The organism is Pseudomonas sp. MSSRFD41, assembly GCF_014230245.1.
GTDB lineage: Bacteria > Pseudomonadota > Gammaproteobacteria > Pseudomonadales > Pseudomonadaceae > Aquipseudomonas > Aquipseudomonas piscis.
Window position 1 is genome coordinate 274,461 of record NZ_JACKZK010000003.1, and the last position, 24,496, is coordinate 298,956.

Annotated in this window: 29 protein-coding genes and 2 pseudogenes; 18 read left to right on the top strand and 13 right to left on the bottom strand. The window is 65.9% G+C overall.

Features of this window, described 5'->3' with window-relative positions; translation table 11 throughout:
* The first annotated feature begins 82 nt into the window (after nt 1-82).
* On the top strand, nt 83-1,270 hold the full coding sequence (locus H7A76_RS08185) for a low temperature requirement protein A (protein WP_185698032.1): 1,188 nt from the start codon (nt 83-85) through the stop codon (nt 1,268-1,270).
* Nucleotides 1,271-1,348: 78 nt separating this feature from the next.
* Nucleotides 1,349-1,714, top strand: coding sequence for a 5-carboxymethyl-2-hydroxymuconate Delta-isomerase (locus tag H7A76_RS08190; RefSeq protein ID WP_185698033.1), 366 nt, complete (start codon nt 1,349-1,351; stop codon nt 1,712-1,714).
* Nucleotides 1,715-1,748: 34 nt separating this feature from the next.
* On the opposite strand, the gene H7A76_RS08195 is transcribed toward H7A76_RS08190, so the two are convergent.
* The 5 genes from H7A76_RS08195 to H7A76_RS08215 form a co-directional block, all read right to left on the bottom strand.
* A complete protein-coding gene (locus H7A76_RS08195; protein ID WP_185698034.1) occupies nt 1,749-2,687 on the bottom strand; it encodes a LysR family transcriptional regulator in 939 nt (312 codons plus the stop codon).
* Between the two features lie 167 nt (nt 2,688-2,854).
* Entirely contained in the window at nt 2,855-3,775 is a 921-nt protein-coding gene (locus H7A76_RS08200) for a DMT family transporter (RefSeq protein WP_185698035.1), read from the bottom strand.
* Between the two features lie 31 nt (nt 3,776-3,806).
* Entirely contained in the window at nt 3,807-4,991 is a 1,185-nt protein-coding gene (locus tag H7A76_RS08205) for a cyanate transporter (protein WP_185698036.1), read from the bottom strand.
* A gap of 157 nt (nt 4,992-5,148) precedes the next feature.
* Nucleotides 5,149-5,619, bottom strand: coding sequence for a cyanase (cynS, locus tag H7A76_RS08210; protein WP_068586127.1), 471 nt, complete (start codon nt 5,617-5,619; stop codon nt 5,149-5,151).
* A gap of 35 nt (nt 5,620-5,654) precedes the next feature.
* Nucleotides 5,655-6,314 (bottom strand): carbonic anhydrase, encoded by a 660-nt coding sequence (locus tag H7A76_RS08215; protein WP_185698037.1) that lies wholly within the window; start codon nt 6,312-6,314, stop codon nt 5,655-5,657.
* A 108-nt stretch (nt 6,315-6,422) separates the two neighbouring features.
* Between H7A76_RS08215 and cynR the strand changes: the two genes are divergently transcribed.
* On the top strand, nt 6,423-7,310 hold the full coding sequence (gene cynR / locus H7A76_RS08220) for a transcriptional regulator CynR (protein WP_185698038.1): 888 nt from the start codon (nt 6,423-6,425) through the stop codon (nt 7,308-7,310).
* On the opposite strand, the gene H7A76_RS08225 is transcribed toward cynR, so the two are convergent.
* Entirely contained in the window at nt 7,289-8,071 is a 783-nt protein-coding gene (locus tag H7A76_RS08225) for a transporter substrate-binding domain-containing protein (protein WP_185698039.1), read from the bottom strand. The two genes, cynR and H7A76_RS08225, sit on opposite strands and share 22 nt — an antisense overlap.
* A 174-nt stretch (nt 8,072-8,245) precedes the next feature.
* Between H7A76_RS08225 and H7A76_RS08230 the strand changes: the two genes are divergently transcribed.
* The 4 genes from H7A76_RS08230 (at nt 8,246) to H7A76_RS08245 (ending at nt 11,502) form a co-directional block, all read left to right on the top strand.
* Complete coding sequence (locus H7A76_RS08230; RefSeq protein ID WP_185698040.1) at nt 8,246-8,902, top strand: class I SAM-dependent methyltransferase; 657 nt, start codon at nt 8,246-8,248, stop codon at nt 8,900-8,902.
* A 124-nt stretch (nt 8,903-9,026) separates the two neighbouring features.
* Nucleotides 9,027-10,160, top strand: coding sequence for a ribonuclease D (gene rnd, locus H7A76_RS08235; protein ID WP_185698041.1), 1,134 nt, complete (start codon nt 9,027-9,029; stop codon nt 10,158-10,160).
* On the top strand, nt 10,157-10,450 hold the full coding sequence (locus H7A76_RS08240; RefSeq protein WP_031321118.1) for a YcgL domain-containing protein: 294 nt from the start codon (nt 10,157-10,159) through the stop codon (nt 10,448-10,450). The genes rnd and H7A76_RS08240 overlap by 4 nt, the downstream gene beginning before the upstream one ends.
* A 119-nt stretch (nt 10,451-10,569) precedes the next feature.
* A complete protein-coding gene (locus tag H7A76_RS08245) occupies nt 10,570-11,502 on the top strand; it encodes a D-2-hydroxyacid dehydrogenase (protein ID WP_185698042.1) in 933 nt (310 codons plus the stop codon).
* Between the two features lie 33 nt (nt 11,503-11,535).
* Here the strand turns inward: H7A76_RS08245 and H7A76_RS08250 are convergent, their stop codons facing one another.
* Entirely contained in the window at nt 11,536-12,129 is a 594-nt protein-coding gene (locus tag H7A76_RS08250; protein ID WP_185698043.1) for a nitroreductase family protein, read from the bottom strand.
* Nucleotides 12,130-12,399: 270 nt separating this feature from the next.
* Here H7A76_RS08250 and H7A76_RS08255 point away from each other — a divergent pair, with 270 nt between their 5' ends.
* Both H7A76_RS08255 and H7A76_RS08260 read left to right on the top strand, forming a co-directional pair.
* Nucleotides 12,400-12,849 (top strand): YcgN family cysteine cluster protein, encoded by a 450-nt coding sequence (locus H7A76_RS08255; RefSeq protein WP_022642907.1) that lies wholly within the window; start codon nt 12,400-12,402, stop codon nt 12,847-12,849.
* A gap of 62 nt (nt 12,850-12,911) precedes the next feature.
* Nucleotides 12,912-14,147, top strand: a complete 1,236-nt coding sequence (locus H7A76_RS08260; RefSeq protein WP_185698044.1) for a hypothetical protein — start codon at nt 12,912-12,914, stop codon at nt 14,145-14,147.
* Nucleotides 14,148-14,157: 10 nt separating this feature from the next.
* Here H7A76_RS08260 and H7A76_RS08265 read toward each other — a convergent pair whose 3' ends face one another.
* The 3 genes from H7A76_RS08265 to H7A76_RS08275 form a co-directional block, all read right to left on the bottom strand.
* Nucleotides 14,158-14,532 carry a DUF2892 domain-containing protein gene (locus H7A76_RS08265; protein ID WP_185698045.1) on the bottom strand — a complete coding sequence of 125 codons (375 nt, stop codon included), beginning with the start codon at nt 14,530-14,532 and terminating at the stop codon, nt 14,158-14,160.
* 83 nt (nt 14,533-14,615) lie between these two features.
* Nucleotides 14,616-15,083, bottom strand: coding sequence for an RNA methyltransferase (locus tag H7A76_RS08270; protein ID WP_185698046.1), 468 nt, complete (start codon nt 15,081-15,083; stop codon nt 14,616-14,618).
* 100 nt (nt 15,084-15,183) lie between these two features.
* Nucleotides 15,184-15,561 carry a YajD family HNH nuclease gene (locus H7A76_RS08275; protein WP_185698047.1) on the bottom strand — a complete coding sequence of 126 codons (378 nt, stop codon included), beginning with the start codon at nt 15,559-15,561 and terminating at the stop codon, nt 15,184-15,186.
* Between the two features lie 181 nt (nt 15,562-15,742).
* Here H7A76_RS08275 and H7A76_RS08280 point away from each other — a divergent pair, with 181 nt between their 5' ends.
* Nucleotides 15,743-16,036, top strand: coding sequence for a hypothetical protein (locus H7A76_RS08280; RefSeq protein ID WP_185698048.1), 294 nt, complete (start codon nt 15,743-15,745; stop codon nt 16,034-16,036).
* 18 nt (nt 16,037-16,054) lie between these two features.
* Here the strand turns inward: H7A76_RS08280 and H7A76_RS08285 are convergent, their stop codons facing one another.
* Together H7A76_RS08285 and H7A76_RS08290 are read right to left on the bottom strand one after the other, a co-directional pair.
* Entirely contained in the window at nt 16,055-16,528 is a 474-nt protein-coding gene (locus H7A76_RS08285; RefSeq protein WP_185698049.1) for a cyclic nucleotide-binding domain-containing protein, read from the bottom strand.
* A gap of 81 nt (nt 16,529-16,609) precedes the next feature.
* Nucleotides 16,610-18,664, bottom strand: a complete 2,055-nt coding sequence (locus H7A76_RS08290) for a S9 family peptidase (RefSeq protein WP_185698050.1) — start codon at nt 18,662-18,664, stop codon at nt 16,610-16,612.
* A 109-nt stretch (nt 18,665-18,773) separates the two neighbouring features.
* Between H7A76_RS08290 and H7A76_RS08295 the strand changes: the two genes are divergently transcribed.
* From H7A76_RS08295 to H7A76_RS08305, 3 genes are read left to right on the top strand one after another with little or no spacing between them, the layout of a single operon-like run.
* The gene (locus H7A76_RS08295; RefSeq protein ID WP_185698051.1) at nt 18,774-19,250 is read left to right on the top strand and encodes an MFS transporter; all 477 of its coding nucleotides are present in this window, start codon (nt 18,774-18,776) and stop codon (nt 19,248-19,250) included.
* A gap of 33 nt (nt 19,251-19,283) precedes the next feature.
* Nucleotides 19,284-20,060, top strand: a complete 777-nt coding sequence (locus tag H7A76_RS08300; RefSeq protein ID WP_185698052.1) for a class II glutamine amidotransferase — start codon at nt 19,284-19,286, stop codon at nt 20,058-20,060.
* A gap of 10 nt (nt 20,061-20,070) precedes the next feature.
* A complete protein-coding gene (locus H7A76_RS08305) occupies nt 20,071-20,613 on the top strand; it encodes a DUF2937 family protein (protein ID WP_185698053.1) in 543 nt (180 codons plus the stop codon).
* A gap of 16 nt (nt 20,614-20,629) precedes the next feature.
* Here H7A76_RS08305 and H7A76_RS08310 read toward each other — a convergent pair whose 3' ends face one another.
* Nucleotides 20,630-21,550 carry a LysR family transcriptional regulator gene (locus H7A76_RS08310; RefSeq protein ID WP_185698054.1) on the bottom strand — a complete coding sequence of 307 codons (921 nt, stop codon included), beginning with the start codon at nt 21,548-21,550 and terminating at the stop codon, nt 20,630-20,632.
* Between the two features lie 133 nt (nt 21,551-21,683).
* On the opposite strand from H7A76_RS08310, the pseudogene H7A76_RS08315 reads away from it, so the two are divergent.
* The 5 genes and pseudogenes from H7A76_RS08315 to H7A76_RS08330 all read left to right on the top strand — a co-directional run.
* Nucleotides 21,684-21,849: pseudogene (locus tag H7A76_RS08315) on the top strand (MFS transporter); the annotation flags it as partial.
* Nucleotides 21,850-21,875: 26 nt separating this feature from the next.
* Nucleotides 21,876-21,980 (top strand): annotated as a pseudogene (locus H7A76_RS32285) (hypothetical protein); the annotation flags it as partial.
* Between the two features lie 68 nt (nt 21,981-22,048).
* Entirely contained in the window at nt 22,049-22,801 is a 753-nt protein-coding gene (locus H7A76_RS08320) for a 5-oxoprolinase subunit PxpA (protein WP_185698055.1), read from the top strand.
* Complete coding sequence (locus H7A76_RS08325; protein WP_185698056.1) at nt 22,798-23,502, top strand: allophanate hydrolase subunit 1; 705 nt, start codon at nt 22,798-22,800, stop codon at nt 23,500-23,502. The genes H7A76_RS08320 and H7A76_RS08325 overlap by 4 nt, the downstream gene beginning before the upstream one ends.
* The gene (locus H7A76_RS08330) at nt 23,499-24,416 is read left to right on the top strand and encodes a biotin-dependent carboxyltransferase family protein (protein WP_185698057.1); all 918 of its coding nucleotides are present in this window, start codon (nt 23,499-23,501) and stop codon (nt 24,414-24,416) included. Before H7A76_RS08325 ends, H7A76_RS08330 begins: the two co-directional genes overlap by 4 nt.
* The last annotated feature ends 80 nt before the right edge of the window (nt 24,417-24,496 follow it).

Here is a 24,496-nt window from a genome sequence, read left to right on the forward strand (position 1 = left end):
CGGGCCGGGCTGGCATTGTCGGCGGCACCTGCTTTGCTCAGTACAAACCCCCGAGCCAATCCTCCACCGGCGGAGAGTGTCCATGATTCGATCCCGTTCCCTGCTGCGTGGTCGCGGCAGTCATGACAGCGGCAAGGTGGGCATGGTCGAGCTGTTTTTCGACCTGGTGTTCGTGTTCGCCGTGACCCAATTGTCCCATGCGCTGCTGGCGCACCTGTCGCTGGCCGGCGCGCTGCAGGTGGCGTTGCTGATGGTGGCGGTGTGGTGGGTGTGGATCTTCACCTCGTGGATCACCAACTGGCTGGACCCGCAGACCCTGCCGATCCGCCTCGGGCTGTTGGTGTTGATGGTGGCCGGGTTGTTGCTGTCGTCCTCGATTCCCAAGGCTTTCGGTGACCGTGGCCTGCTGTTCGCCGCAGCCTATGTGTTCATGCAAGTGGGACGTACCGCCTACTCACTGTGGGCGGTGCGTGGCGAGCCGCTGAACATGACCCGCAACTTCCAGCGGATCCTGCTGTGGTTGATGTTCTCCGGGGTGTTCTGGATCGCCGGCGGCCTGCTCCAGGGCCCGGGACGCCTGACCTGCTGGACCCTGGCCCTGGGCATCGAGGTCTTGGCGCCATCGCTGTATTTCTGGGTGCCGGGGCTGGGCCGCTCGACCCTGGAGGACTGGAATATCGAAGGCAACCACATGGCCGAGCGTTGCGCGCTGTTCGTGATCATCGCCCTGGGCGAATCGCTGTTGGTCACCGGCGCGACCTTCGCCGAATTGGCCACCACCGCCCAAGGCTTGCTGGGCTTCATCGTCGCGGTGCTGGGTAGCATCGGCATGTGGTGGGTGTACTTCGACAGTGGCGCCGAACGTGCCCATCACCGCATCGCCCATTCCACCGACCCCGGGCGCCAGGCGCGGATCGCCTATACCTACATTCACTTGCTGATCGTCGCCGGGATCATCGTCAGCGCGGTGGCCGACGAACTGGTGCTGGTCCATCCGGACCACGCCCGCCAGGCGGGAATACTGGTGATCATCGGCGGGCCCTGGTTGTTCCTGCTCGGTTGCGCCTTGTTCAAGTGGGTGATGAACGACCGGCCCTGGCCGCCGCTGTCGCACCTGGCGGGGCTGGCCGGCCTGACGCTGCTGTTGCCGGTGGCCTTGGGCCAAGTGTTTTCCGCCCTGGCGCTGGGCAGCCTGACCACCCTGGTGATGCTGCTGGTGGCGGCCTGGGAAACCCTGGCCCTGCGCGAGCGCGCAGCGGCAAGGCAATGACACCAATGGATGATTCAAGGCCCTCGGCGCTTGTGTAGTATTGAGCGCCCTTTTCCCTGAATGACCGGGAGCTTTGCCATGCCGCACCTGCATATGGAATACACCGCCAACCTGCCGCAACTGGATGCCGACAAGGCGCTGCTGCGCTTGAACCATGCGCTGGTGGCGTCCGAGCAGTTCTCCGATGAGTTCGATATCAAGAGCCGGGCGGTGAAGGTCGATACGTTCCGGGTCGGCACCGGCCTTGGCGAGCGCGCCTTCGTCCACGTCAAGCTGGCGCTGCTCAGCGGCCGTTCGCCGGAAATCAAGAAGCAGCTGTCCGAAAGCCTGCTGGTGGTGCTGCAAGACCTGGCGCCCTGGCCGGCAGAGCTGCAGATCCAGCTGTGCGTGGAACTCATCGATATCGACCGGGCCTCCTATACCAAGGCCGCCCTCGGTCTCTGACCCTTCCCAAAGCCGGGCTTGCGGCGGGCACCGCCTAGAGCAGGCCCGGTTCGGCGCAGACCTTGACCACCTGCTCGCGCAGCCAGGCCTGGGCACTGTCCTGGTCACTGGCCTGGCTCCATTGCATGTCCAGGGTGAACCCCGGCAATCCGGCGGGCGCCTCGCAGTGGTTGAACACCGCCTCGTTGGCCAGCAGGGCCTGGATGCGCCGGGGCAGGGTGAGGATGAAGTCGGTGCCGGTGATCATCTTCAGCGCTGCGCTGTAGCTGTTGGAGCGCGCGGCGATCTGGCGTTTCTGGGCCTGTCGGGCCAGCCAGCCATCCACCATGTTGCTGTCGGATGTCCAGGGCGTGGGGAACACATGGCGTCGCTCGACGAACGACTGCAGGCTGAAACGCGATTGCGTGGGCGGCGTCGCGCGTTTGTCGAAGACACAGACCAGTTCGTCCTCCAACAGCACCTGGGACTGGAGATCGGCGTGGCTGCGGTGGAAGTTGGGGCCGAAGCAGATCACCAGGTCGAGGCTGCCGTCGCGCAACTCGTCGGCGGGAATGTCCGCTTCCAGTTTCTGCACGTTGACCGTCACCGGCAGGTCGGCGTAGTCGAAGCCCTTGAGCAGGCGCGGCAGGATCAACAGCTCGAAGTATTCGGGAGCGCAGAGATTGAAGGTTACCGCCTGGTGAGCCGGATCGAACGCCGGCATCGCGCCGTGGCACAGGTTGATGCTCTCCAGGATCTTCAGCACGTGGCTGTACATGCTGGTGGCCTTGTAGGTCGGACGCATGCCGGTGCGGGTGTGGATGAACAGCTCGTCCTGGAAGCCGTTGCGCAGTTTCTTCAGGCAGTAGCTGACGGTCGACTGGCTGACGCAAAGGGTTTCCGAAACCCCGGTGACACTGCTTTGCTCGTACACGGCCACGAAGACCATGAGGTCCTGCATGTCGAGTTTCCTGAGCACATTGCTGATGAGCATCCGTTACATCCTGCTGGGCACCTGGCGCCGGTGGCGCGCAACCGGGTCGATGCTAGCGGAACGATCGTCCTAGTTAAATGCCCGGGGCGGGGATTCGCGGACAGCATCGGGACATAAATTTCCGATAATACGACTTGGGCATTCAGGCCCGCGAAACTGTCCCGTTTTCAGGGGGGATTGGCCGCCATGGCCGGCTGCGGTCGGCTGCTGCGCACCAGGCCGAACATGCCCAGCGCCACCAGCAGGGCGCCGAACATTTCCCCGGGACGCGGCACCTGGCCCAGCCATGACCAATGGAACAGGGTCAGGAACAGCGTGCTGAGATAGACATAGGAAATCACCGTGGACGGGGCGATGACGCCAATGGCCCGGTGCAGCAGCCAGAAGGTCGCCAGGGTGGCGAATAGCGCCAGGTACAGCAGCCACGCCAGATCGTGGCCGGTGAGCTGCGCCGCACTGCGCCAGCCGCCGCTGGCCAGGCAAGCGATGAACAGGAACAGCGAGCCGAACAGCATGTTCCAGAAAGTCATGGCCGCCGGGCTTCGACCTTGCAGGGCCCGAGCCTTGAAGCGCTGGCTCAGGGGCGGATAGGCGGCCATGGCCAGGCAACCCAGGGCGTAGACCCCTACCGCGTACCACGACGGCCATTGGCCTGGCGCGCCGCCCTTGAGGATCAGCAGCAGTGCGCCGGCGGCGGCCGTCAGCATCGGCAGCAGCCTGCGCCTGCGGCTGTCGCCGGGCAGCAGCCAGCCTTCGAACAACAGGGTCAGCAGCGGCACCAGGGTGTACAGGGTCCCGGTGTTCACCGCCGAGGTGTAGCGCAGGGCTTCGAACAGCGAACCGAAGTACAGCGCCAGCAACAGGCCCAGCAGGCCGTGGGCCGCCAGCCCCCAGAGGTTCGGCACGCAGAAGCCCTTGAGCCACAGCAGGGGCACGAACAGCAGCGCCGAGAACAGCAAGCGCAAGGCGGTCAGCAGCACCGGATCGATGGCTTGGCCGACCTGGGCGGCGGCGAAGAACGAGGCAGCGATCAACGCCGCCCAGAGCAGCATGCCGAAGTTGGCCTGGGTGAAGTTCACAGGGTTCATGCAGGCCTCCCGGGCCGGGGTACAAGGCGGCTCAACGAATGTGCCTGGCGTAGTGCCGGGGATCGAAGCGCAGCACCATGAGGATCATCAGCAGCATCACCGCGGTCAGCGACCACCAGGCCCATTCGAAGCTGCCCAGTTGGTCGCGGATCAGGCCCGCCAGCAGTGGCGACAGCCCGGCGATCAGGTAGCCGATACCCTGCACGAAGGCCGTCAGGCCACCGGCGCGGCGCGGGTCGTGCAGATGGTCCAGGGAGACGATCAGGCTCATGGGGAACAACCCGCCGATACCCAGTCCCAGCAGGCAGGGCCAGAGCAGGCTCAGGTGCCGCGGGCTGAGGATCAGCCCGCAGAAGCCGGCGATGATCAACAGCAACAGCGCCACCAGGACCAGGCGTCGATCCTGGCTGCGGTTGGCGATGGCCGGGGTGATGAGCCCGGAGATCACCTCCATGGCGGTGAGCAAGCCCAGCAGCAGGCCGGCGCTCTGTTCGCTCCAGCCGTTCTCCACGTAGTAGGGCGCGAGCCAGGCCAGCACGCAGGTGTAGGAGGCGGTGCCGAGACCGAAGAACACCGCGAGCAACCAGGCCCGGCGATTACCGGCGAACGACTCGCGGCCACCGCTGGCGCCCGGCAGGCTGGGCAGGGAACGCCGCTGGGCATACCAGAACACCAGGGCCAGCAAGGCCAGGGCGGCCCAGATCGCCAGGGCCAGGCGCCAGCTGCCGCTCTGGTTCATTACCAGGGGGGCGAAGGACGCGGCGATGGCTGCGCCGCCCATGATCGAGGTGACATACAGGCCCATGAACAGCGAGACGTTGTCGGCGAAGCGCGACTTGATCAGCGCCGGCATCAGCGCCTGGATCAGGGCGATGCCGATACCGGCCAGCACGGCACTGAGGATCAGCTGCGCCGCCGAATCCATGAACAATCGCGAGGCCGTGGCCAGGCCGATGATCAGCAACGACAAGACCACGGTGCGGTGTTCGCCCAGGCGCCGGGCGATGTCCATGCCGAAGAACATCGCCAGGCCCATGGCCATGACCGGCAGCATGGTCAGCAGCGAGGCCAGGCTGAAACTCAAGGGAATATCGCCACGAATGCCCGAGAGCAGCGGGCCGACGGCGGCCATCGACGGCCGCAGGTTGAGGGCCACCAGAATCACGCTGGCCATCAGCCAGAGTGCGGGGCGGGAGGTTGCACGAACGCTTTCCATAACCAGACCTTCAATAAGCAGTGGGCTGATTAGGCGGTGCCGTGCGTGCCGGGGGCAAATCAGAAAGTTTGCAGCACTATTTAAAAATTAAATAAGACTCAAGCGGCAAGCGGCAAGCTCCAAGCATGCGCTTGAGGCTTGCTGCTTGAGGCCGCCCTTAGAACGGCTTGGTCGGCAGGTACTTGCCGTCCAGGGTGATGACCGCGCGGGATCCGCCTTCGGGGTCCTCGACCTTCTTGATGTCCAGCTTGAAGTTGATGGCGCTGATGATGCCGTCGCCGAACTGCTCGTGGACCAGGGCCTTGAGGGTCGAGCCATAGACCTGGAGCATTTCATAGAAGCGGTACACGGTCGGGTCGGTGGGGATGCCGCCAGGGATGCTGCCGCGGGAGGGAATGCTCTGCAGCAGGCGGCTGGCGTCCTGGTCCAGGCCGAGCTTGTCGCAGACCAGGTCGGCCGCGGCGGCCGGCAGTGCATGCTGGCCCAGCAGGGCGGCGGTGACGAAGGCCAGGCTCAGCCCGGTGCCGTCGGTGAGGTCCTGCCAGGACAGGTTCTTGCGCGCCTTGGCGTCGATGATGGTGTCGGCCAGGGCCAGGCGTGGGGCTTGGGCGAATTGGGATTGCAGCATGGGTGGATTCCTCTTGGGTGAGTGAAGGTTGCTGCTCAGGCAGCGGTCGAAGGGCGGCTGGCCAGGGCGCAGGTATACGGGTGCTCGGCCAGGGAAACGAAGCCCCGGGTAGGGCCGTCGAGGGCGACGATGGCGCCGCTCTCGATGTCGTAGACCCAGCCATGCAGGTTCAGCCGGCCCTGTTCCAGGGCCAGGGCCACCGAGGGGTGCGTCTTCAGGTTAGCCAACTGGGCGATGACGTTGTCCCGGACCAGGGCGTCCAGGTGTTCGGCGGGCGAGGCATGGCGCCGGGCGGCGTTGATCACCCGGGCCGATTCGGCGTGACGCAGCCAGTGGGCCACGGCTGGCAGGTGGTCCAGGCATTTGCAGGTGGAGAGGGCGGTCATGGCGCCACAATCGGAGTGGCCGCAGATGACGATATCGCTCACCCCCAGTACCGCCACCGCGTATTCCACCGTGGCCGATACGCCGCCGGGCTCGGGGCCGTAGCTGGGCACGATGTTGCCGGCGTTGCGGATCACGAACAGGTCGCCGGGCTCCTGCTGGGTCAGCAGTTCCGGTACCACCCGGCTGTCGGAGCACGTGACGAACAGCGTGCCGGGGCTCTGGGTGCTGGCCAGTTGCTTGAACAGTTCGCTGCGCTGGGGGAAGGCTTCGCGCTGGAACTTGAGGAAGCCGTCGATGATGTGCTGCATGGGGGTCTCCTTGCGTCGCTGATGGGGCAAGGATGGGAGTTTTCAGCTATAGGGTCCAAGACCGGTTTATTATGCTTTCCATAAGTCATGCCTATAGTTGGAGCCGTCATGCTCTTGCGTCATATCCGTTACCTGCTGGCCGTTGCCGAGCACCGCAACTTCACCCGCGCCGCCGAGGCGCTGCACGTGTCGCAGCCGACCTTGTCGCAACAGGTCAAGCAACTGGAGGAGTCCCTGGGAGCGCCGTTGTTCGACCGTTCCGGGCGCAGCGTGCGCCTGACCGATGCCGGCCAGGCCTATGTCGCCTATGCCCGGCGTGCCCTGCAGGACCTGGAGGCCGCCCGGCGAGCCATGCATGACGTGCAGGACCTGAGCCGCGGCTCGTTGCGCCTGGCCCTGACCCCGACCTTCACCGCTTACCTGGCCGGGCCCTTGCTCAGCCGCTTCAACCAGCGCTATCCGGGCATCCGCCTGAGCGTCGAGGAAATGACCCAGGATCGCCTGGAGGCGGCCCTGGCCGAAGATCGCCTGGACCTGGGCATTGCCTTTGCCGGCCAACACCTGGCGGAAATCGAGAGCCAGGACCTGTTCAGCGAGACCCTGAGCCTGGTGGTCGGCCCGCGGTACCAGGCCCGGGAGCAAGAGCCGCTGGACGCCGAGGCGCTGGGGCGTCAATCGCTGGCGCTGCTCAGTGGCGACTTCGCCACCCGCCGCCATATCGACCTGTATTGCCGCCAGCAGGGCATTGCGCCCTGCATCGCCATCGAGGCCAATTCGGTCAGTGCGCTGGTGGAGATCGTGCGTCGCGGGCAGCTGGTGACGTTGTTGCCCAGTGCCATTGCCCGGGAGCAGCCGGGCTTGCGCGCGCTGACCCTGGCCTCACCCCTGGCGCCGCGCAGCGTGGTGCTGCTGGGGCGTCGGGGGGCCTATCGCAGCGCGGCTTGCCAGGCCTTCCGGCAGTTGCTGGAGCAGGACTACGGCACGACCAGCCACTGATTGACCACCTGGTCATAGGCGCCGGTGGCCTTGCTCAGGTGCAGCCACTGATCGACGTAGCTCTTCCAGGCCACGTCGTCCCGTGGCAGGAGGAAGGCCTTCTCGCTGTATTGCAGGGCATGCTCGGGGTTGACCGCGCACAGCCCCGGCTTGCGCCGTTGCTGGAAGCGCGCCTCCGAGGCATCGGTGATCATCACGTCGGCCTGGTGGTTGAGCAACTGGTCGAAGATTTTCACGTTGTCGGCGAACAGGGTCAGGTCGGCGTTGGGCAGGCGCGTCCTGGCGAAGACCTCGTTGGTGCCTCCCGGGGGCTCGATCAGGCGCACCGAGGGCTGGTTGATCTGTTCCACCGTCTGGTAGCGCTTGAGGTCCTGACAGCGCACCAGGGGAATCTTGCCGTCCACGCCCAGGGGCTGGCTGAAGAAGGCCTTCTTCTGGCGCTCCAGGGACACCGAGACGCCGCCGACGGCGATGTCGCACTGCTGGCTCTGGAAGTCCGCCATCAGGCCCTTCCAGGTGGTGTTGACCCACTTCACCCGGACCCCGAGGCTCTGGGCCAGGGACTCGGCCAGGCTGATGTCGATGCCCTCGTAGTGCCCGTCGTCGCGCAGGTAGCTGTAGGGCTTGTAGTCGCCGGTGGTGCAGACCGTCAGGTGACCGTTTTCCAGCACCTGGTCCAGGCGTGAGGTCGGCTCCTGGGCGAGGCAGAGGGCGGGGGCCGCGAGGCCCAACAGGGTACTGAGCAGAAGGCGCGGGAGCATCGAGTCGTTCCTTGAGTGGCGGCAGGGCATAGTGCAGGAGCCACATCGGGCCGGGCAAGGGCCTGGAGCCCTGTGCGCAGTGGCGACTAATGTCGGTTTGACTGGCTTTCGACCTTTTTTTCACGAATGGCTGGTTAACCTGTGGCCCAGGATCACCACCAGAGCTCATCCGCCATGTCGTCCCACCCCCCACCGTCCATCGAGCTGGAGTTCGCTCGGCGTTACGACCAGGAACACGCGCGCGTCTGCCGTGAGCCTCGTCCTACCGGGATGGGCGCGCGACTCGGGTTGTGGCGCATGGCGCACCTGGTACGCCATGCGCTGAAGGTCGCCGGCGAGCCGGGGCTGATCCTCGACGTGGCCTGTGGCACCGGTCGCTACTGGCCGTTGCTGGCCGAGCATGGCAACCGGGTGATCCTCGCGGCGGATCCATCCCAGGACATGTTGAACCATGCCCAGACCCATCATCCGGCCGGCCTGTTGAAGCGGGTCAAGACCTTCCACAGCTCGGCGTTCGATATCGGGCTGTCGGCCAACGCGGTGGACAGCATCATCTGCATGCAGTTGTTCGCCCACATCCACCATAGCGAGGATCGCCTGGCCCTGCTGCGCGAGTTCCACCGGGTCAGCCGTGACTCGGTGATCGTCGCCGCCCGGGTCGAATTCGTTCTCAAGTCTTGGCGGCCAGCGGTGCAAGCGGGCCTGCCACTGGCCGACAAGGCGCAGCTGGAAAGCGAGTTCGCCGAGGCTGGATTCGAGATCCTCAGCCATCAGGACTTGTTGCCTGGTTGCGCACCTTCACGGGTCTACGTGCTGAGAAAACAGGGTTAGTCCCGACTCTCGGACTATTCTTGCTCTCCGGCAGCAGATTTCGTGCTTGCTCTTATCGGGGGGCAATGCTCGGAAATCGCCGGAGGCGATATATACTGCGCGCCATTCTTCAAGGGAGAGCCGTGTGGCCATCGATATACACTGGATTCGCGACAACGATAGCCTCGGTCAGCTTTGCACCGAATGGCAGCAATTGCCCTTCGTCGCCCTCGACACCGAATTCATGCGGGTCGACACGTTCTACCCCATCGCCGGCCTGTTGCAGGTAGGCGATGGACAGTGCGCCTACCTGATTGACCCTTTGACCATCGACAACTGGCAACCTTTGGCCGAACTGCTGGAGAACCCGGCGGTGCTCAAGGTGCTGCATGCCTGCAGCGAGGACCTGGAAGTCCTGTTGCGCCTGACCGGCAGCCTGCCGGCGCCGTTGTTCGATACGCAACTGGCGGCCGCCTACCTGAACCTGGGATTCTCCATGGGCTACTCGCGCCTGGTGCAGGAAGTCCTGGGTATCGAATTGCCCAAGGGCGAGACCCGCTCCGATTGGCTGCAGCGCCCGCTATCGGAAACCCAGGTCAGCTACGCCGCCGAAGATGCCGTGCACCTGGCCCAGGTGTTCAGCCAGCTGCGCCCGAAGCTGTCCGAGGATAAGTACCGTTGGGTGCTCGAGGACGGTGCCGAGCTGGTGGCCAACCTGCGCCGCGAGGTGGACCCCTACGAGGTCTATCGCGATGCCAAGCTGGCCTGGAAGCTGTCCCGGGCCCAACTGGCGGTACTGCGCGAGCTGTGTGCCTGGCGCGAGCGTGAAGCCCGCGCCCGCGACCTGCCGCGCAACCGCATCGTGCGCGAGCATGCGCTCTGGCCCCTGGCCAGGACCCAGCCCGATACCCTGTCGGCGCTGGCCAAGATCGAAGACATGCATCCGCGTACCGTGCGCCAGGATGGCGAGTTCCTCCTCGACCTGATCAAGCGCAGTGCCAAGCTGGGCCCGGAGCACTGGCCGCCGGCCCTGCCCGAACCATTGCCGATCGAAGCCTCGGCCCTGCTCAAGCGCCTCAAGGCCGTGGGCCAGGCCGAAGCCGAGCGCCTGGGCATCGCCCCGGAAGTGATGCTGCGCAAGAAAACCCTGGAGAGCCTGCTCAAGAGCGGATTCCCCAGCGGACCCTACCAATTGCCCGATTCGCTGCGTGGCTGGCGCCGCGAATTGATGGGCCAGGCGCTGCTGGATAGCCTGGCCACCGTCGGAGAACAGCCTTGAAACGTATCTGCTCGATCTACAGAAGCCCGCGCAAGAACGAGATGTACCTCTACGTGCTCAAGAGCGAAGCACTGGAGCGCGTGCCGGAAACCCTGCTCGCGGCTTTCGGCAAGCCGCAGCATGCCTTCGACCTGGTACTGACCCCGGAGCGCCAGCTGGCCCGGGAAGACATCCAGAAGGTGCTGGAGAACCTCGACAAGCAGGGGTATCACCTGCAGATGCCACCGGCCGAAGACGAGTACATCGAGCACTTGCCCGAAGAGCTGTTGCGTCGCAATGATCCGGTCTGATTCCTAGGCGCTCGATCCCGGGCGCTTTCCCTGTGCACCTGACTGCCCTGGCCTTCGCCTGGAACGATGGAGCGATACTCCGTCGGCGGTGGCCTGTACCGTTTTTTAAGGTTTGAACCATGCGCGTTCTGATTGCCGAACACGATCACGTTGTTTATGCCCGCCTGTTGCGTCAGGCGGCCCCGGACCTGGATGTGCTGACCAGCGGCGACTCCGCCGAGCTGGCTCGCCTGGCGGCGGACTGCCCGGTATGGCTGGGCCAGCCGGACCTGCTGGCGACCCTGCTGCGCCAGGGGCACAAGCCCCAGTGGCTGCAATCGACCTGGGCCGGCATCACGCCGCTGCTGGCCGACGGCTTGTCCCGGCATTACCGGTTGACCCGGGCGGTGGGGATCTTTGGCCAGGTGATGGCCGAGTACGTGCTGACCTACATCCTGGGCCATGAGCGTGAAGTGCTGGCGCGGCTGGTCAGCCAGGTGGAGCGCAAGTGGGACAACCGCCTGGGCCAGAGCCTGGCGGGGCGCAAGGTCTTGATCGTCGGGACCGGCGATATCGGCCAGAGCGTGGCGCAGTTCCTGGTGCCGTTCGGGGTCAAGCTGTATGGCATCGCCAGCCGGCCCCGGGAGCAGGCACCCTTCGTCGAAGTGGCCGGCCTGGAGGACCTGGGACGCTTGGTGGGGGAGGTGGATTATGTGGTCAACCTGTTGCCCAACACCCCGAGCACTCACGACTTGTACGACGCGGCCCTGTTCAAGCAGTTCAAGTCCACCGGGCTGTTCATCAACGTCGGCCGCGGGGTCTCGGTGGTCGACGCGGACCTGGTGCAGGCCCTCAAGGATGGCCACCTGGCGGGCGCGGTGATCGATGTCTGCCGCCAGGAACCGCTGCCACAGCGGCATCCGTTCTGGACCGCCTGGGGCTTGCTGCTCACCGGCCACAGTTCCGCTCCCACCTCGCCGGAGCTGATGGTGCAACTGTTCGTGGAAAACCTGCGGGCCTACCAGGCCAAGCAGCCCCTGCGCGGCGAAGTGGACTTCGCCCGGGGCTACTAGGACGTCGGAACTGCAAGCTCCAAGCTTGAGGCTTTAGAGGTTGAAGTCGCCTTCGGACACGGTTTCGCTGAGCGGGCGACGCGGGCTCGGTACTTCGCGGGCCTGCAGGTATTCGGCCAGGCTCGACTTGTCGCCCAGCTTGCCCACCGCGACGGCGGCATGCAGCGCATAGCCTTCGGGAATCTTCAGCTCCTTGCGGGTCAGTTCCTGGTCGAAACCGGCCATGCCGTGGGTGTGCCAGCCACTGAGGCTGGCCTGCAGCGCCAAGTGGCCCCAGGCCGAGCCGGTGTCGAAGGTGTGCCACAGGGCCGGGGTTTCCTCGCTGGCGCCGGGGGCGGCGAAGGTGGTCTTGGAGATCACGATCACCAGCGCCGAGGCGTGTTGTGCCCAGCCGCGGTTGAACTCGTTGAGCAGGCCCAGGAAGCGCTCCCAGTTCGGCGTGTCGCGCCGGGCATAGAGAAAGCGCCAGGGTTGCGAGTTGTAGGCCGAAGGCGCCCAGCGCGCGGCTTCGAAGAAGCTCAGCAGGGTTGCTTCGGGGATGGTTTCTGCGGTGAAGGCCCGTGGCGACCAGCGCTCGGTGAATTGCGGGTGGATGGCGTGGTCGGCAACGCGGGGATTGGCGCTCATGCAAAGACTCCATACAACGTTGGGAAAATGGAATAACCGGCAGGCGCAGTTGGCTGGGCGCAGAGGCTTTCCTGACCCCGTGGGGTGCGCCGGATACAACGCGGCGAGCGTGGATGGCATCCGGGGCGAGGGTCGGCTCGGGAAGCAAAGCTACTGTGCCCATTGGCGGCTGGCAAGCGCCGGGTTACCGACAGTCGCCAGTGCTTGGCCCGCCGGGTCTTCGGCACTAGACTGGCGGCCTTTTCACCCTCGGATACTGATGCTTGAGCCATGGCCGCCAAAGTCGAACCATTCTGGATACGCAAGACCCTCGAACAACTCGACCAGGAGGAATGGGAGTCGTTGTGCGACGGCTGCGGCCTGTGCTGCCTGCAAAAGCTCGAGGATGAAGACGACAACAGCGTCTACTACACGCGTATCGCCTGCAAGCTGCTGGACCTCAAGACCTGCCAGTGCACCGACTACCCCAATCGCCGCGAGTCGGTGCCCGACTGCATCCAGCTGACCCCGGGCAAGGCCGACGAGTTCAAGTGGCTGCCGCCCACCTGCGGCTACCGCCTGGTGAGCGAAGGCAAGGACCTGCCGCTCTGGCATCACCTGGTGTGCGGCGATCGCGATGCGGTGCACCACGAGCGGATTTCCCAATCCGGGCGCATGCTCGCCGAGGGCAGCGTCGCGGAAGATGATTGGGAAGACCATCTGATTTTCCGCGCGGGCTGAGTGACCCGGCCCCTTTTCAAGGCCGCACGGCTCGCAGACAGGTTCTCAAGCAAGGAGTGTGTATGAGGGTGGGGGCGAAGCTGGCGCTGGCCTGGGTGCTGCTGGGATTGAGCGCGGCGGCTGTCGCGGCGAAGAAGGTCGACCTGGATTATCACGTGCGGTTCCTGCCCCAGGGCGACCAGGCTGAAGTGCGCCTGACCCTGGCTGACGGCGCGGCGCTGCGCAGCCTGGACTTCGACCTGGGCAAGGACGGCGACTACAGCGACTTCAAGGCCGATGGCCAATGGCAGGCCGTCACCGCCCAGGCGGGTGGCCGGCGTGGCACCTGGCGTCCGGCTGGCGGCAAGGCCAGCCTGAGCTACCGGGTACGCCTGAGCCACAGCCCGAAGAAGGGCAGCTATGACAGCCGCAGCACTGCCAATTGGGCCTTGTTGCGTGGCGAGACGCTGGTGCCGCCAGCCCGGCTCGACCAGCAAGATGGCGTCGAGCTGGTGGCGCGCCTGGACTTCGAACTGCCCAATGGCTGGAAGAGCGTCGAGACCGCCTGGCCGCGTATCGGCAAGCAGCGCTTTCGCATCGATAACCCCGAACGCCTGTTCGATCGCCCCACCGGCTGGATGCTCGCCGGCAACCTGGGTAGCCGCCGCACCCGCCTGGGCGCTACGGAAGTCAGCGTGGTGTCGCCCCTGGGCCAGGGCATGCGGCGCATGGATGTCCTGACCCTGCTGACCTTCGTCTGGCCCCAGGTGCAAGCGGTGTTTCCACGCCAGCCGGGCAAGCTGCTGATCGTCGGCGCCGGTGATCCGATGTGGCGCGGTAGCCTCGCCGGGCGCGATTCGCTGTACTTGCACAGCCGCCTGCCGCTGGTCGGCGAGAGCGGTGTCAGTCCGTTGCTGCGCGAGTTGGTGCAATCCCTGGGGCGCATCAACGATAGCCAGCACAGCGACTGGATCAGCGAAGGCCTGGCCGAGTACTACGCCATCGAGCTGCTGCGCCGGGCCGGTGGCATCAGCGACGAGCGCTATCAAGTACTGCACAAGCGCCTGGTGCGGGATGGCCAGGGCGTCAGCAGTTTGCGCGGCGAGCAGGTGAATGCAGCCACCGTGGCCCGGGCCGTGCTGCTGTTGCAGGAACTGGACCGGGAGATTCGCCTGAAGACCCGCAACAAGCGCTCGCTGGACGATGTGTTGCAAGGAGCGATGCGCCTGGAGCGGGTCACTACCGCCCAGTTCATCCAGCTGAGCGAAAGCGTGCTGGGCGGGTCGTCCCAGGTGCTGGACAGCCCGCTGCTGCGCTGAGTTGCCCGCTTCAGACCTTGGTTTCGGGCGCCTTGGCCGCTTCCTCGATCGTCTTGGCGGTGCGCCCCGCGACGTCGGCGTTGGCCTTGAGATCGCGCAGCTGCGCGCCGGCGCGTTCGATCCTGCTTCGCACCTCCTGCATGTCCCGGCGGCTCTTTTCCAACAGGCTCTTGGCCGAGCTGTGCCCGGTGATGCCACGGGCCAGGGCCACGCCGCCGATCGCCATCTGCACCAGGCCGAACACGCCGCCCCGGCGCAGGCCCTTGCCCATCATCACCACGCCGCCGGCCAGCGAGCCGATGCGTTCCCAGCCCTGGACGTTCTGCCGGGGATGGCTCTGGAACGGGGTCGACTCGATGGATTGCAGCTGTTTGCGCTCGCTCATGATCTGTCTCCTTGGGGAGGTGGGGGATATAGGGCTGACTGCACCGGGACCTTGCCGGTTCCCGGAGATTGGGCGCGGGTGATTCAGAACTTGGGGCCGGAGCGGGTGTTGTTGCCCTTGGCCAGGCGATCGTAGAGCACCACGTTGACCGTCGCCGCGAGGTTCATGCAGCCGTGGGTGGGGATGTAGATCACGTCTTCGCACCAGTCGCGGATCTCCTTGTCCAGGGAGCCGTCTTCCGGGCCGAAGATATACAGGGCGCGGTCGGGGTGGGTGTACTCGGGCAACGGGCGAGCGCCGTCCACCAGTTCCACCGCGACCGGAATGCAGCCCAGGGGAAGGATCTTCTTCAGGTCGTCGATGCCGATCAGCGGAATGTCCTGGTGGACCTTCTTGGTGTCGGTGACGAAGTCGCGGGCACGCTCATAGCGCTTGCCGGTGTAGAACACCGAGGCGACGCCATAGCAGCCGGCGGCGCGCATCACCGAACCGACGTTCTCCGGCGACTTGGGGTTATACAAACCGATGCAGCTGTACCTTTTGTTTGCCACGAGCGAGAAGCCTTGGAGAAAAAAGCGCGATTATACGGCGATTGTTCCAGGGCGGGGGGCTGATCTGGCGAGGGCCGCGGGCACCTCGCCAGGGGGCGGCCTACTGTTCGTCCTTCTTCATCATCCCGGCCAGGGCGGCGAAGGGATTGTGGGTCGCCTTGGCGACCTTGGGGGTGCTCAGGGACCCTTCACCGAAGTACTGCTGGTCGGTGTAGCGCGAGTGCTCGTTGTCATGGCAGTACAGGCACAGCAGCTCCCAGTTGGAGCCGTCCTGGGGGTTGTTGTCATGGTTGTGGTCGCGGTGATGCACGGTCAGCTCGCTCAGGCGCTTGCCGGAGAATTCCCGGGCGCAGCGGCCGCAGACGTGGGGGTACATCTTCAGCGCCTTGTCGCGATAGCCCATTTCCCGGTCGCGCTGGGCATCGGCGAGGATACGGTCCAGCTTGGAAGTGGTGGACGAAGGAGTGGACGAACTCATGGCTTGACCTTTGGTGAGAGGCTGATGACGGTGATGGTCGAAGTTTAGCGCAGGCCCCGGGTGTCCCGGCAGTCTCCCGGGCGGGCAGCGCGACGAAAGCTGCGCGAGGGCGTGTATTGGAGAAGGCAAAATAGCGCGGTTGGGAGTAGCCTGACACCTGACAATAGCCATGGAGTCATTGATGAAGCGCACTCTTGCAACGGTGCTGGCCGCCGCATTGGCGATGCTCGCCGCGGTCGCAGGCCAGGCCCGGGCCGACGAGCCGCAAGCGGCCCCGGTGGTCACCCCGACACCGGCCCTCGGCGCGCCGGGAACCGCTACCCCGACCCCTTATCCGCAAGTGACCCCGCCCAGCACGCCCAAGGCTGGCGCCAATGGCAGCGCGCCGTTGCTGCCGCCCATCGACATGCCCAAGCCGCCCAAGGACCAGACCCTGCCAGGGCTGGAGCAGAACGACAGCAAGAGCGGGCACTAGGCCCCTGGGGGGCGTGGTTCAGATCTGCTGGGCGAGCAACTGGCCGTCGGCCATGCGCAGGCGCCTGGACAGCGACACGGCCAGGGCGCGGATGATCTTGGCGGCGATCTTCGGCGCGTCGTTGAGCATCTTCTCCAGGGAGTCCTTGCCCAGGTTGAGCAGTTGGCAATCGGTGGCGGCCACGCAGGTGGCCGAGCGCCGCTCGCCATCGAGCACCGCCATTTCGCCAAAGGCGCGCCCGCTGCGCAGGGTGGCGACGCTGACGAGCTGGCCATCATGGCCGCGCTTCTGCACCGCCACCTGGCCACTGTGGATGATGCACATGAAGCTGCCGGCATCGCCCTCATGAAAGATCACATCGCCCTGGGCGATGCTGTTGATGCTGAAGTAGCCGGCGGCGGCGTTGAAGTCGGCGGGCAGCAACTGGTCGAACAGGCCGCAGTCCATCAGCCAATCGCGGATTTCATTGTTCAGGAGAGTGGGTTCGGACATGGGGTCTTTTTCTTGTGTCTGTGGCTCGGGCCTGGATCGGCGGCGGTCCTGGGTTAAGACAGGAGCGCCGCCGGGAGTTCCTCAGCCCAGGCCCAGAATGTTCAGGACAAAGGCATATTCGAGGGCTACGTCACGCAATCCCTGGTAGCGCCCGCTCATGCCGCCGTGGCCGGCGCCCAGTTCGGTCTTGAGCAACAGCAGGTTGGCGTCGGTCTTGGTGGCGCGCAGCCTGGCCACCCACTTGGCCGCCTCCCAGTACTGCACGCGGCTGTCGTTATAGCCGGCGATCACCAGGATGGCCGGGTACGCCTGGGCCCGGACGTTCTCGTAGGGGGCGTAGGCCTTGAGCCGCGCATGCACTTGCGGGTCCTCGGGGTTGCCCCATTCGTCGTACTCGGTGACGGTCAGTGGCAGTTCCGGGTCGAGCATGGTGTTGAGTACGTCGACGAACGGCACTTCGGCAATGGCCACCTGGAACAGCTCGGGGCGCTGGTTGAGCACCGCGCCGATCAACAGGCCGCCGGCGCTGCCGCCGCTGATGGCCAGTTGGCGGGAAGTGGTCAGGCCCTGGGCGACCAGGTGCTCGGCACAGGCGATGAAGTCGTCGAAGGTGTTCTGCTTGTACTCCTGCTTGCCGGCGCGGTACCAGGCTTCGCCCAGTTCACCGCCACCGCGCACGTGGGCGATGGCGAAGGCCACGCCGCGCTCGAGCAGGCTCAGGCGGGCATGGGAGAACCAGGGGTCGAGGCTCGCGCCATAGGCGCCGTAGCCGTACAGGTAGAGGGGCGTGGGCTGGCCCAGGTACTCGCGCTTGACCACCAGGCTGATGGGCACCTGGGTGCCGTCGGCGGCGGTGGCCCACAAGCGCTGGCTGACGTAGGCGTCGGCATCGAACTCGCCCAGCACCGGGGTCTGCTTGAGGACTTGCTGCTGGCCGTCGGCCAGTTGCAGCTGGCGTATCTGGGCCGGGCGGTTGAGGGCTTCGTAGCGCAGGCGGATACACTCGCTGCCGAACTCCAGGCTGTTCTGCACATGCAGGCTATAGGCCGCATCCGGCAACTGCACGCGGTAGCCGGGCAGGCCTTGCGGGCGCACTTCGATGATCGGCAGGCCGCCTTCGCGCAGGCTCAGGGTCATGGCCCCGGCATTGAGGGTCACACCGTCGAGCATCACCTCGGGATCGTGCGGCACCAGCAGTTGCCAGGTGTCCTGGGTGGGGGCGCCGCCGGTGTCCTGCGCCTGGTAGAGGGCGAAGTTGATGCCATCGCGGTTGCTGCGGATGAACCAGGTCCACTGGCCATCGAGCAGGCCGTGGTCGACATCGTATTCATGGTCTTCGGTGCGCGGCGCGACGCAGGTGAACGGCAGGTGCGGCTGATCGGCGTCCAGGGCCCAGGTTTCGCTGGTGGTCTTGCTGCCCATGGACAGCAGCAACTGGCGTTCGGAGCTGGCGCGATAGCAATGCAGGAAGAAGCGCCCGTCGGGTTCGTGGAATACCTCTTCAGCAGCGCTGTCGCCCAGGCGGTAGCGCAACAGCTTGTGCGGGCGGTGGGTCTCGTCCAGCTCGCCGAAGAACAGGGTCTGGCTGTCGTTGGCCCAGGTCATGCTGCCGTCGCATTGCTCGAACGGCAGTTCGCTGACCTGGTCGCTGGCCAGCTCCTTGACGAACAGGCTGTAGATTTCCTCGCCGCTGGTGTCGAGGCTGTAGGCCAGGCGCTGGTGGTCGGGGCTGATGCTGAACGCACCCAGGGCGAAGAACCCGCCGTTGGCCAGGACGTTCGGGTCCAGCAGCAGCTGCTCGCGGCTTTCGTCCACCACCAGGCTGTCGTCCGCCGGGCGCGGGCAGCGGTAGTGGCGTGGATACTCGTCGCCGGCGGTGGTACGGGTGTAGTACAGGTACGGCCCCCAGGGCGAGGGCAGGGACAGGTCGGTCTCGAGGATCCGTCCCTTGATCTCCTGGAACAGCGCCTCGCGCAGGGGCGCCTGTTGGGCCAGTTGGCGTTCCTGGTAGCTGTTCTCCGCCTTCAGGTAGTCGAGCACCGCGTCGGTGTCGCGCTCCTGCAGCCAGGCATACGGGTCAGCGCCGCCGGCCTTGTGGGCGATCGGGGCGTTGGTGTCATGGGCGGGTACGGGCATGGGAGGCTCTCGGACGATGACAAATGAAGGCTCGGCAGACGGCGGTGCAGCCTGACACGGGAAAAGTCGTTATCATAAGCGCCTCTTTGCCTGCCTTGCCACGGACACCATGACCGAGAACGACTATCTGATCGCCTGGGGTTGCTACGCCTTCGCCGCCTTGGGTTGCCTGCTGGTGTGGATGCGCCTGACCCGCTGGATGTGGCGTTGGTTGCGCGAGCCGCTGCGCGTGCTGATGGCGGTGCTGCTGTTCAGCCCGACCATCATCGACCCGGTCAAGGAGAAGCTCGCTCCGGCCGTGGCCATCACCGCCCTGGACGTCGCCTTCAAGGTGGGCAACAACGCCTGGCGCGCGGTTTCCGATCTGTTCATGTACGGCATGATCGCCTTCGGCGTGTACCTGCTGTTCGTGCTGATCCGCTGGCCCATCGAACGCGCCGCCCGGGAACGCCGGCAGCGCAACGAAGCGGCCAAAGCCGCGGCCAGGGCCGCCGAGGTCGAAGATGACCAGCCCTTTGGCAGCGCCGGCAACGACCGCTACGGTCGCCCATCCGTGGCTGGCGCGCGGGTCGAGCCACGCCTGTAACCCCGTTTCCGGCACTGCAGCGAGAGTCCGAGCATGTGTGAATTGTTGGGCATGAGCGCCAATGTACCGACCGACATCGTCTTCAGCTTCACCGGGCTGATGCAGCGTGGCGGCCGGACCGGCCCCCACCGCGATGGCTGGGGCATCGCCTTCTACGAAGGCCGTGGCCTGCGCCTGTTCCAGGACCCGGCCGCCAGCAGCGAATCGGAAGTGGCCAACCTGGTGCAGCGCTACCCGATCAAGAGCGAAGTGGTGATCGGCCACATCCGCCAGGCCAACGTCGGCAAGGTCTGCCTGGCCAATACCCATCCTTTCGTCCGCGAGCTGTGGGGCCGCAACTGGTGCTTCGCGCACAACGGCCAGCTGGCGGATTTCCACCCCGAGGCCGGTTTCTACCGGGCCGTGGGCGACACTGACAGCGAGGCGGCGTTCTGCGATCTGCTCAACCGGGTCCGCACGGTTTTTCCCGAGCCGGTGCAGATCGAGCTGTTGCTGCCGATACTGATCCAGGCGTGCAGCGAGTACCGCGGCAAGGGTGTGTTCAATGCCCTGCTCAGCGATGGCGACTGGCTGTTCTGCTTCTGCTCCACCAAGCTGGCGCAGATCACCCGGCGCGCACCGTTCGGCCCGGCCCGCTTGAAGGATGTGGACGTGATCGTCGACTTCCAGGCCGAGACCACCCCCGACGACGTGGTCACGGTGATCGCCACCGAACCCTTGACCGAAAACGAAACCTGGACCCGCTACCAGCCGGGACAGTGGGGCCTCTGGCGGCGCGGCGAATGCGTCAGCCAGGGCCAGACCGAATAAGGACATCCCTATGTTGCTCAGTTATCTGCGTCTGGTGCTGTTCGCCGCCGGTCTGTTGATCGGTGTGCAGGTGCCGGGGTTCATCAACGACTACGCCAAGCGTGTCGAAGCCCACCTGATCGAGTCGCAGAACAGCCTGCAGGGCTTCCAGGCCACGGCGCAGCAGTTCTTCAAGGGCGACCTGAACGCCCTGGTGGCTCACTACCGGGCCAGCGACGACCCGGTGTTTCGTAGCGATGCCCAGAGCCTGAGCGCCTTGCTCGGCCGCCAGCTGGCCCTGGACAAGCAGTACCAGGCGATGCAAGGCCCCTGGTACATCCGCTTGCTGCAAGTGGTACTGGCGGCCGACCCGGCGATCCGCAAGGAAACCTGGGATGGCTACAGCTACCAGATCCTGCTGACCCCGGAGGCGATGTCCTGGGCCATGGGCGGCGCCATGTTGCTGTCCTTCGGCCTGGAATGCCTGTATCGGCTGATCGACTGGGTCGTGCTCGGCGGTCGCCGCCAACGCCAGAGCCGGCCGATCGAGGAGCGCGACCTCAAGGGGCTCTGAGTCCGTGTCGTAGCGCCTATGGCGATGGCGCCAGGAGCAGGTGCTCCTGGCCGACCTGCTGGGCGTAGCGCTGTACCACGCGCTGGCACAGCTGCACGATCTCCTCCACCAGTTCCACCCCCACTCGCCACGACACCACCACCTGCAGGTTCGGCGGTCGCTGCTCGATGGCCAGCAGCGTCAGCTCGCCCCGGGCCAGTTCCTCGCGCACCAGGACCGGCGGCAGGGCGCCGATGCCGAAGCCATCACGCAGCAGCCGAGTGATGGCCGATACCGAATTGACGCAGTTCAGGCGCGGCGCCAGTACGCCGTTGGCCTGCATCAGGCTCAGGATCTGCTGGTGGGGCAGGGAGTTCCTCGAATAAGTGACGATCCGCTCCCGGGCCAGCTCCACCAGCGAGCCGTAGGGGCGGTGGTAGATCGAGTTGCTGGCGGCGACCCAGCACACCGGATAGCTGGCCAGTTCCAGGCTGCGAATGCTTTCCTGGCGAAGCAGGTCGGTTTGCAGTACCAGGTCGAGAAAGCCTTTTTGCAACTGCTCGCACAGGTTCAGCGAGGTGTCGGCCACCAGCTCGATTTCCACCTGGGGATAGTGATCCATCATCTGCGCCACCAGGGGGCTGAGCCAGGTATGGATCACCGTATCCATGACCCCGATGCGCAGCCGTCCGACCTTGCACGAGGGCGCTTCGATCGACTGCTTCAGCACCTTCAGGGTATCGAGCATCTGCTCGGCATGCTCCAGCACCTTCACCCCTTCGGGGGTCAGGCTGACGCCCCGCGAATCGCGCCGGAACAGCTTGACCCCCAGCTCGTCCTCGAGCACGGCGATGCGGCTGGAGACCGCGGCCTGGGTGGTGCAGAGCTTTTCCGCGGTCAGGCTGAAGTTCTTCAGCCGTGCGACCCAGACGAAGGTTTCGAGGAACTTGAGATTCATGGGATCAACTTTTCTTATGCCTTGGAGCGGCTTTTATTAGTTGGACGTGGGCGCTGCCCGAGTCGAAAAATGCACCGACCCACGATAGGCGTCGTCGTGGTCCAGAACAACACCGATAATCCGGGAGATCGCCATGAGTGCGCCCGATCCACAGGCCGCCAAGGCCCCGCATCGCGTCGGCTGGTATCGCGACATCGACCAGCAGGAGCGCCGGGCGTTCTGGAGCTGCAAGATTGGCTACGGCCTGGACACCCAGATGCTCAGTCGTGATCCCGCCCCTGATCGCCCTGTGGGGCATCATCTCGGCCGCAGCCAGCCTGTGCCCCTGGGCGTGGCCATCGGTACTTTCGCCGCAGTGTCCTATGGCGTGGTGGTGCTGGCCGCCCTGAGCCTGCCGGAGGCCCGTGGCAAGGAACTCGAGGCCCGCTAGCTGATAACCTGCGGACACTGCACCCGGCCCCCGTGGCCGGCACTGATAAAAACACAGGAGCACCGACCATGAGCCGCCTGCTATTGAACTGCGACATCGGCGAAAGCTTCGGCAACTGGACCATGGGCCTGGATGCCGAGGTCATGCCTTTCATCGATTGCGCCAACATCGCCTGCGGTTTCCATGCCGGCGATCCGGGCATCATGCGCAAGACCGTGACCCTGGCCCTGGCCAACGGCGTGCGTATCGGCGCCCACCCGGCGTATCAGGACCTGGCGGGTTTCGGGCGCCGCTCCATGAGCTATTCCGCCACGGAGATCCAGGATCTGCTGCATTACCAGGTCGGCGCCCTCGATGGCATCTGCCGGGCACAAGGCACCCGGGTCAGCTACATCAAGCCCCACGGCGCCCTGTACAACGACATGATGGCCAAGCCGGCGCAGCTGCGCGCGGTGATCCAGGCGGTCGCGGCCTACGACCGGCAATTGCCGCTGATGCTCATGGCCACCCGCGACAACCGCGCGGCCCAGGCCCTGGGCGATGAGCACGGCGTGACCCTGTGGTTCGAGGCCTTCGCCGACCGCGCCTACGACAGCGCCGGGCACCTGGTCTCGCGCCAAGTGCCGGGCTCGGTGCACCACGACTCGGACACCATAGTCCGCCAAGCCCTGGCCATCGCCCGTGGCGAACCCCTGGTGGCCAGCGATGGCAGTGCCTTGCTCCTGCAGGCCAATACCTTGTGCGTGCACGGTGACAACGCCAGTTCGGTGGCGGCGGTACAGCGCATCCGCGAGGCCCTGGACCAGCAGTCCGACTCATGAACTACCGGGTGGAGGTGGCGGCCATCGATTGCCTGATGGTGCGCCTGTTCGATGGGATCGCCGAAGACCACATGCCCTGGATGCTGGCCGCCGCCGAGCGCCTGCGCCAGGGCTTCGGCGCGGGTCTGATCGACCTGGTGCCGTCGTACACCACGCTGATGGTGCACTACGACCTGCGCAGCCTGGACCCGGGCCAGGCCCGCGAGCTGATCGACGCAGCCCTGGCGGACCTGGTTCCGCTGGATGCCGGAGGCGGGCGCGAGCATGTGCTGCCGGTGTGGTACGACCCCAGCGTCGGGCCGGAGCTGGCGCTGCTGGCACGGCGCAGCGGCTTGCCGGTGGTCGAGGTGATCCGTCGGCACAGCCAGCACCAATATCGGGTGTTCGCCCTGGGCTTCGCTCCCGGCTTCGCCTTCATGGGCCTGGTGGCGCCTGAACTGGCGGCGCCCCGGCTCGATACCCCGCGCAAGCGCGTGGCGGCGGGCAGCGTCGGCATCGCCGAACGCCAGACCGCGGCCTATCCGGCGGTGTCGCCGGGCGGCTGGAACCTGATCGGGCGGACCCCGAGCCGCTTGTTCGACCGCGAGCGCGAGGGCTACAGCCTGTTGCAGCCGGGAGACCGGGTGCGCTTCGCGGCAGTGGAGCGGGCCGAGTTCCTGCGCCTGGGTGGCGACGACAGCCCGCTGGAGGTGCCGGCATGAGCCGTTTGTCGATCGAGGCCAGCACGCCTTTGTGCCTGCTGCAGGACGCCGGGCGGTTCGGTGTGCGCCACCTGGGCGTGACCCAGGGCGGGGCGCTGGACTGGGTGTCGATGTCCTGGGCCAACTGGCTGCTGGGCAATGCCCTGGATGCCCCTGTGGTGGAAGTCACCCTCGGCGGCCTGGCCTTGCTGGCCGAGGACTATTGCCTGCTGGCGCTGGCCGGGGCCGACCTGGGGGCTTATGTAGATGAGCGACCGCTGGCCCCGGGCCGTAGTTTCGTCCTGCAAAAGGGCCAGCGCTTGCGTTTTACCCAGCCGCATTCCGGGGCCCGGGCCTATCTTGCGGCCCCCGGCGGTTTCGACGCGCCGCAGGTATTGGGCAGTTGTTCCAGTGTGCAGCGCGAGGCCCTGGGCGGTCTCGACGGGCAGGGGCGGGCACTGGGCGAGGGTGGGGTACTGGGGTATTCCGGAACCGGTGGTGCGCTCAAGTGTTTGTCGGCCGCACAGCTGGCGGATTGGCCAGGCGCTGCGCCGCTGGAGCTGATCCTCGGGGCCCAGGTCGGCCAGTTCAGTGGCCTGAGCCTGTTCGATGCCTTCAACCGCGACTGGACCCTGGACAGCCGGGCCGACCGCATGGGCGCCCGGTTGTTGGGACCGGTGCTGGAGTACCAGGGCCAGCCGATGATTTCCGAAGGCATCGCCCTGGGGGCGGTCCAGGTGCCGCCGGATGGCCAGCCGATCGTCTTGCTCAACGACCGGCAGACCATCGGCGGTTATCCGCGCCTGGGCGCATTGACGCCCTTGTCCCTGGCCCGGCTGGCGCAATGCCTGCCCGGCAGCAAGGTGCGCCTGGCGCCGGTGGTGCAGGAGACCGCGCATCGGCAGCAGTTGGCGTTCTTGCGCCGCTTTGTGTAATGGCTGGCGGCCGCTGCGCGCCGGTACGCAGCCTGCGGCAGCGGCTACAGGGTATTGATCTGTAGCCGCTGTCGAGTCAT

Bases quoted from the DNA above. Each gene is read 5' to 3' on its own strand.
- H7A76_RS08185 (WP_185698032.1), top strand. From the start codon at position 83: ATGATTCGATCCCGTTCCCTGCTGCGTGGTCGCGGCAGTCATGACAGC.
- H7A76_RS08190 (WP_185698033.1), top strand. From the start codon at position 1,349: ATGCCGCACCTGCATATGGAATACACCGCCAACCTGCCGCAACTGGAT.
- H7A76_RS08195 (WP_185698034.1), bottom strand. From the start codon at position 2,687: ATGCTCATCAGCAATGTGCTCAGGAAACTCGACATGCAGGACCTCATG.
- H7A76_RS08200 (WP_185698035.1), bottom strand. From the start codon at position 3,775: ATGAACCCTGTGAACTTCACCCAGGCCAACTTCGGCATGCTGCTCTGG.
- H7A76_RS08205 (WP_185698036.1), bottom strand. From the start codon at position 4,991: ATGGAAAGCGTTCGTGCAACCTCCCGCCCCGCACTCTGGCTGATGGCC.
- cynS (WP_068586127.1), bottom strand. From the start codon at position 5,619: ATGCTGCAATCCCAATTCGCCCAAGCCCCACGCCTGGCCCTGGCCGAC.
- H7A76_RS08215 (WP_185698037.1), bottom strand. From the start codon at position 6,314: ATGCAGCACATCATCGACGGCTTCCTCAAGTTCCAGCGCGAAGCCTTC.
- cynR (WP_185698038.1), top strand. From the start codon at position 6,423: ATGCTCTTGCGTCATATCCGTTACCTGCTGGCCGTTGCCGAGCACCGC.
- H7A76_RS08225 (WP_185698039.1), bottom strand. From the start codon at position 8,071: ATGCTCCCGCGCCTTCTGCTCAGTACCCTGTTGGGCCTCGCGGCCCCC.
- H7A76_RS08230 (WP_185698040.1), top strand. From the start codon at position 8,246: ATGTCGTCCCACCCCCCACCGTCCATCGAGCTGGAGTTCGCTCGGCGT.
- H7A76_RS08245 (WP_185698042.1), top strand. From the start codon at position 10,570: ATGCGCGTTCTGATTGCCGAACACGATCACGTTGTTTATGCCCGCCTG.
- H7A76_RS08250 (WP_185698043.1), bottom strand. From the start codon at position 12,129: ATGAGCGCCAATCCCCGCGTTGCCGACCACGCCATCCACCCGCAATTC.
- H7A76_RS08255 (WP_022642907.1), top strand. From the start codon at position 12,400: ATGGCCGCCAAAGTCGAACCATTCTGGATACGCAAGACCCTCGAACAA.
- H7A76_RS08260 (WP_185698044.1), top strand. From the start codon at position 12,912: ATGAGGGTGGGGGCGAAGCTGGCGCTGGCCTGGGTGCTGCTGGGATTG.
- H7A76_RS08265 (WP_185698045.1), bottom strand. From the start codon at position 14,532: ATGAGCGAGCGCAAACAGCTGCAATCCATCGAGTCGACCCCGTTCCAG.
- H7A76_RS08275 (WP_185698047.1), bottom strand. From the start codon at position 15,561: ATGAGTTCGTCCACTCCTTCGTCCACCACTTCCAAGCTGGACCGTATC.
- H7A76_RS08280 (WP_185698048.1), top strand. From the start codon at position 15,743: ATGAAGCGCACTCTTGCAACGGTGCTGGCCGCCGCATTGGCGATGCTC.
- H7A76_RS08285 (WP_185698049.1), bottom strand. From the start codon at position 16,528: ATGTCCGAACCCACTCTCCTGAACAATGAAATCCGCGATTGGCTGATG.
- H7A76_RS08290 (WP_185698050.1), bottom strand. From the start codon at position 18,664: ATGCCCGTACCCGCCCATGACACCAACGCCCCGATCGCCCACAAGGCC.
- H7A76_RS08295 (WP_185698051.1), top strand. From the start codon at position 18,774: ATGACCGAGAACGACTATCTGATCGCCTGGGGTTGCTACGCCTTCGCC.
- H7A76_RS08300 (WP_185698052.1), top strand. From the start codon at position 19,284: ATGTGTGAATTGTTGGGCATGAGCGCCAATGTACCGACCGACATCGTC.
- H7A76_RS08305 (WP_185698053.1), top strand. From the start codon at position 20,071: ATGTTGCTCAGTTATCTGCGTCTGGTGCTGTTCGCCGCCGGTCTGTTG.
- H7A76_RS08310 (WP_185698054.1), bottom strand. From the start codon at position 21,550: ATGAATCTCAAGTTCCTCGAAACCTTCGTCTGGGTCGCACGGCTGAAG.
- H7A76_RS08320 (WP_185698055.1), top strand. From the start codon at position 22,049: ATGAGCCGCCTGCTATTGAACTGCGACATCGGCGAAAGCTTCGGCAAC.
- H7A76_RS08325 (WP_185698056.1), top strand. From the start codon at position 22,798: ATGAACTACCGGGTGGAGGTGGCGGCCATCGATTGCCTGATGGTGCGC.
- H7A76_RS08330 (WP_185698057.1), top strand. From the start codon at position 23,499: ATGAGCCGTTTGTCGATCGAGGCCAGCACGCCTTTGTGCCTGCTGCAG.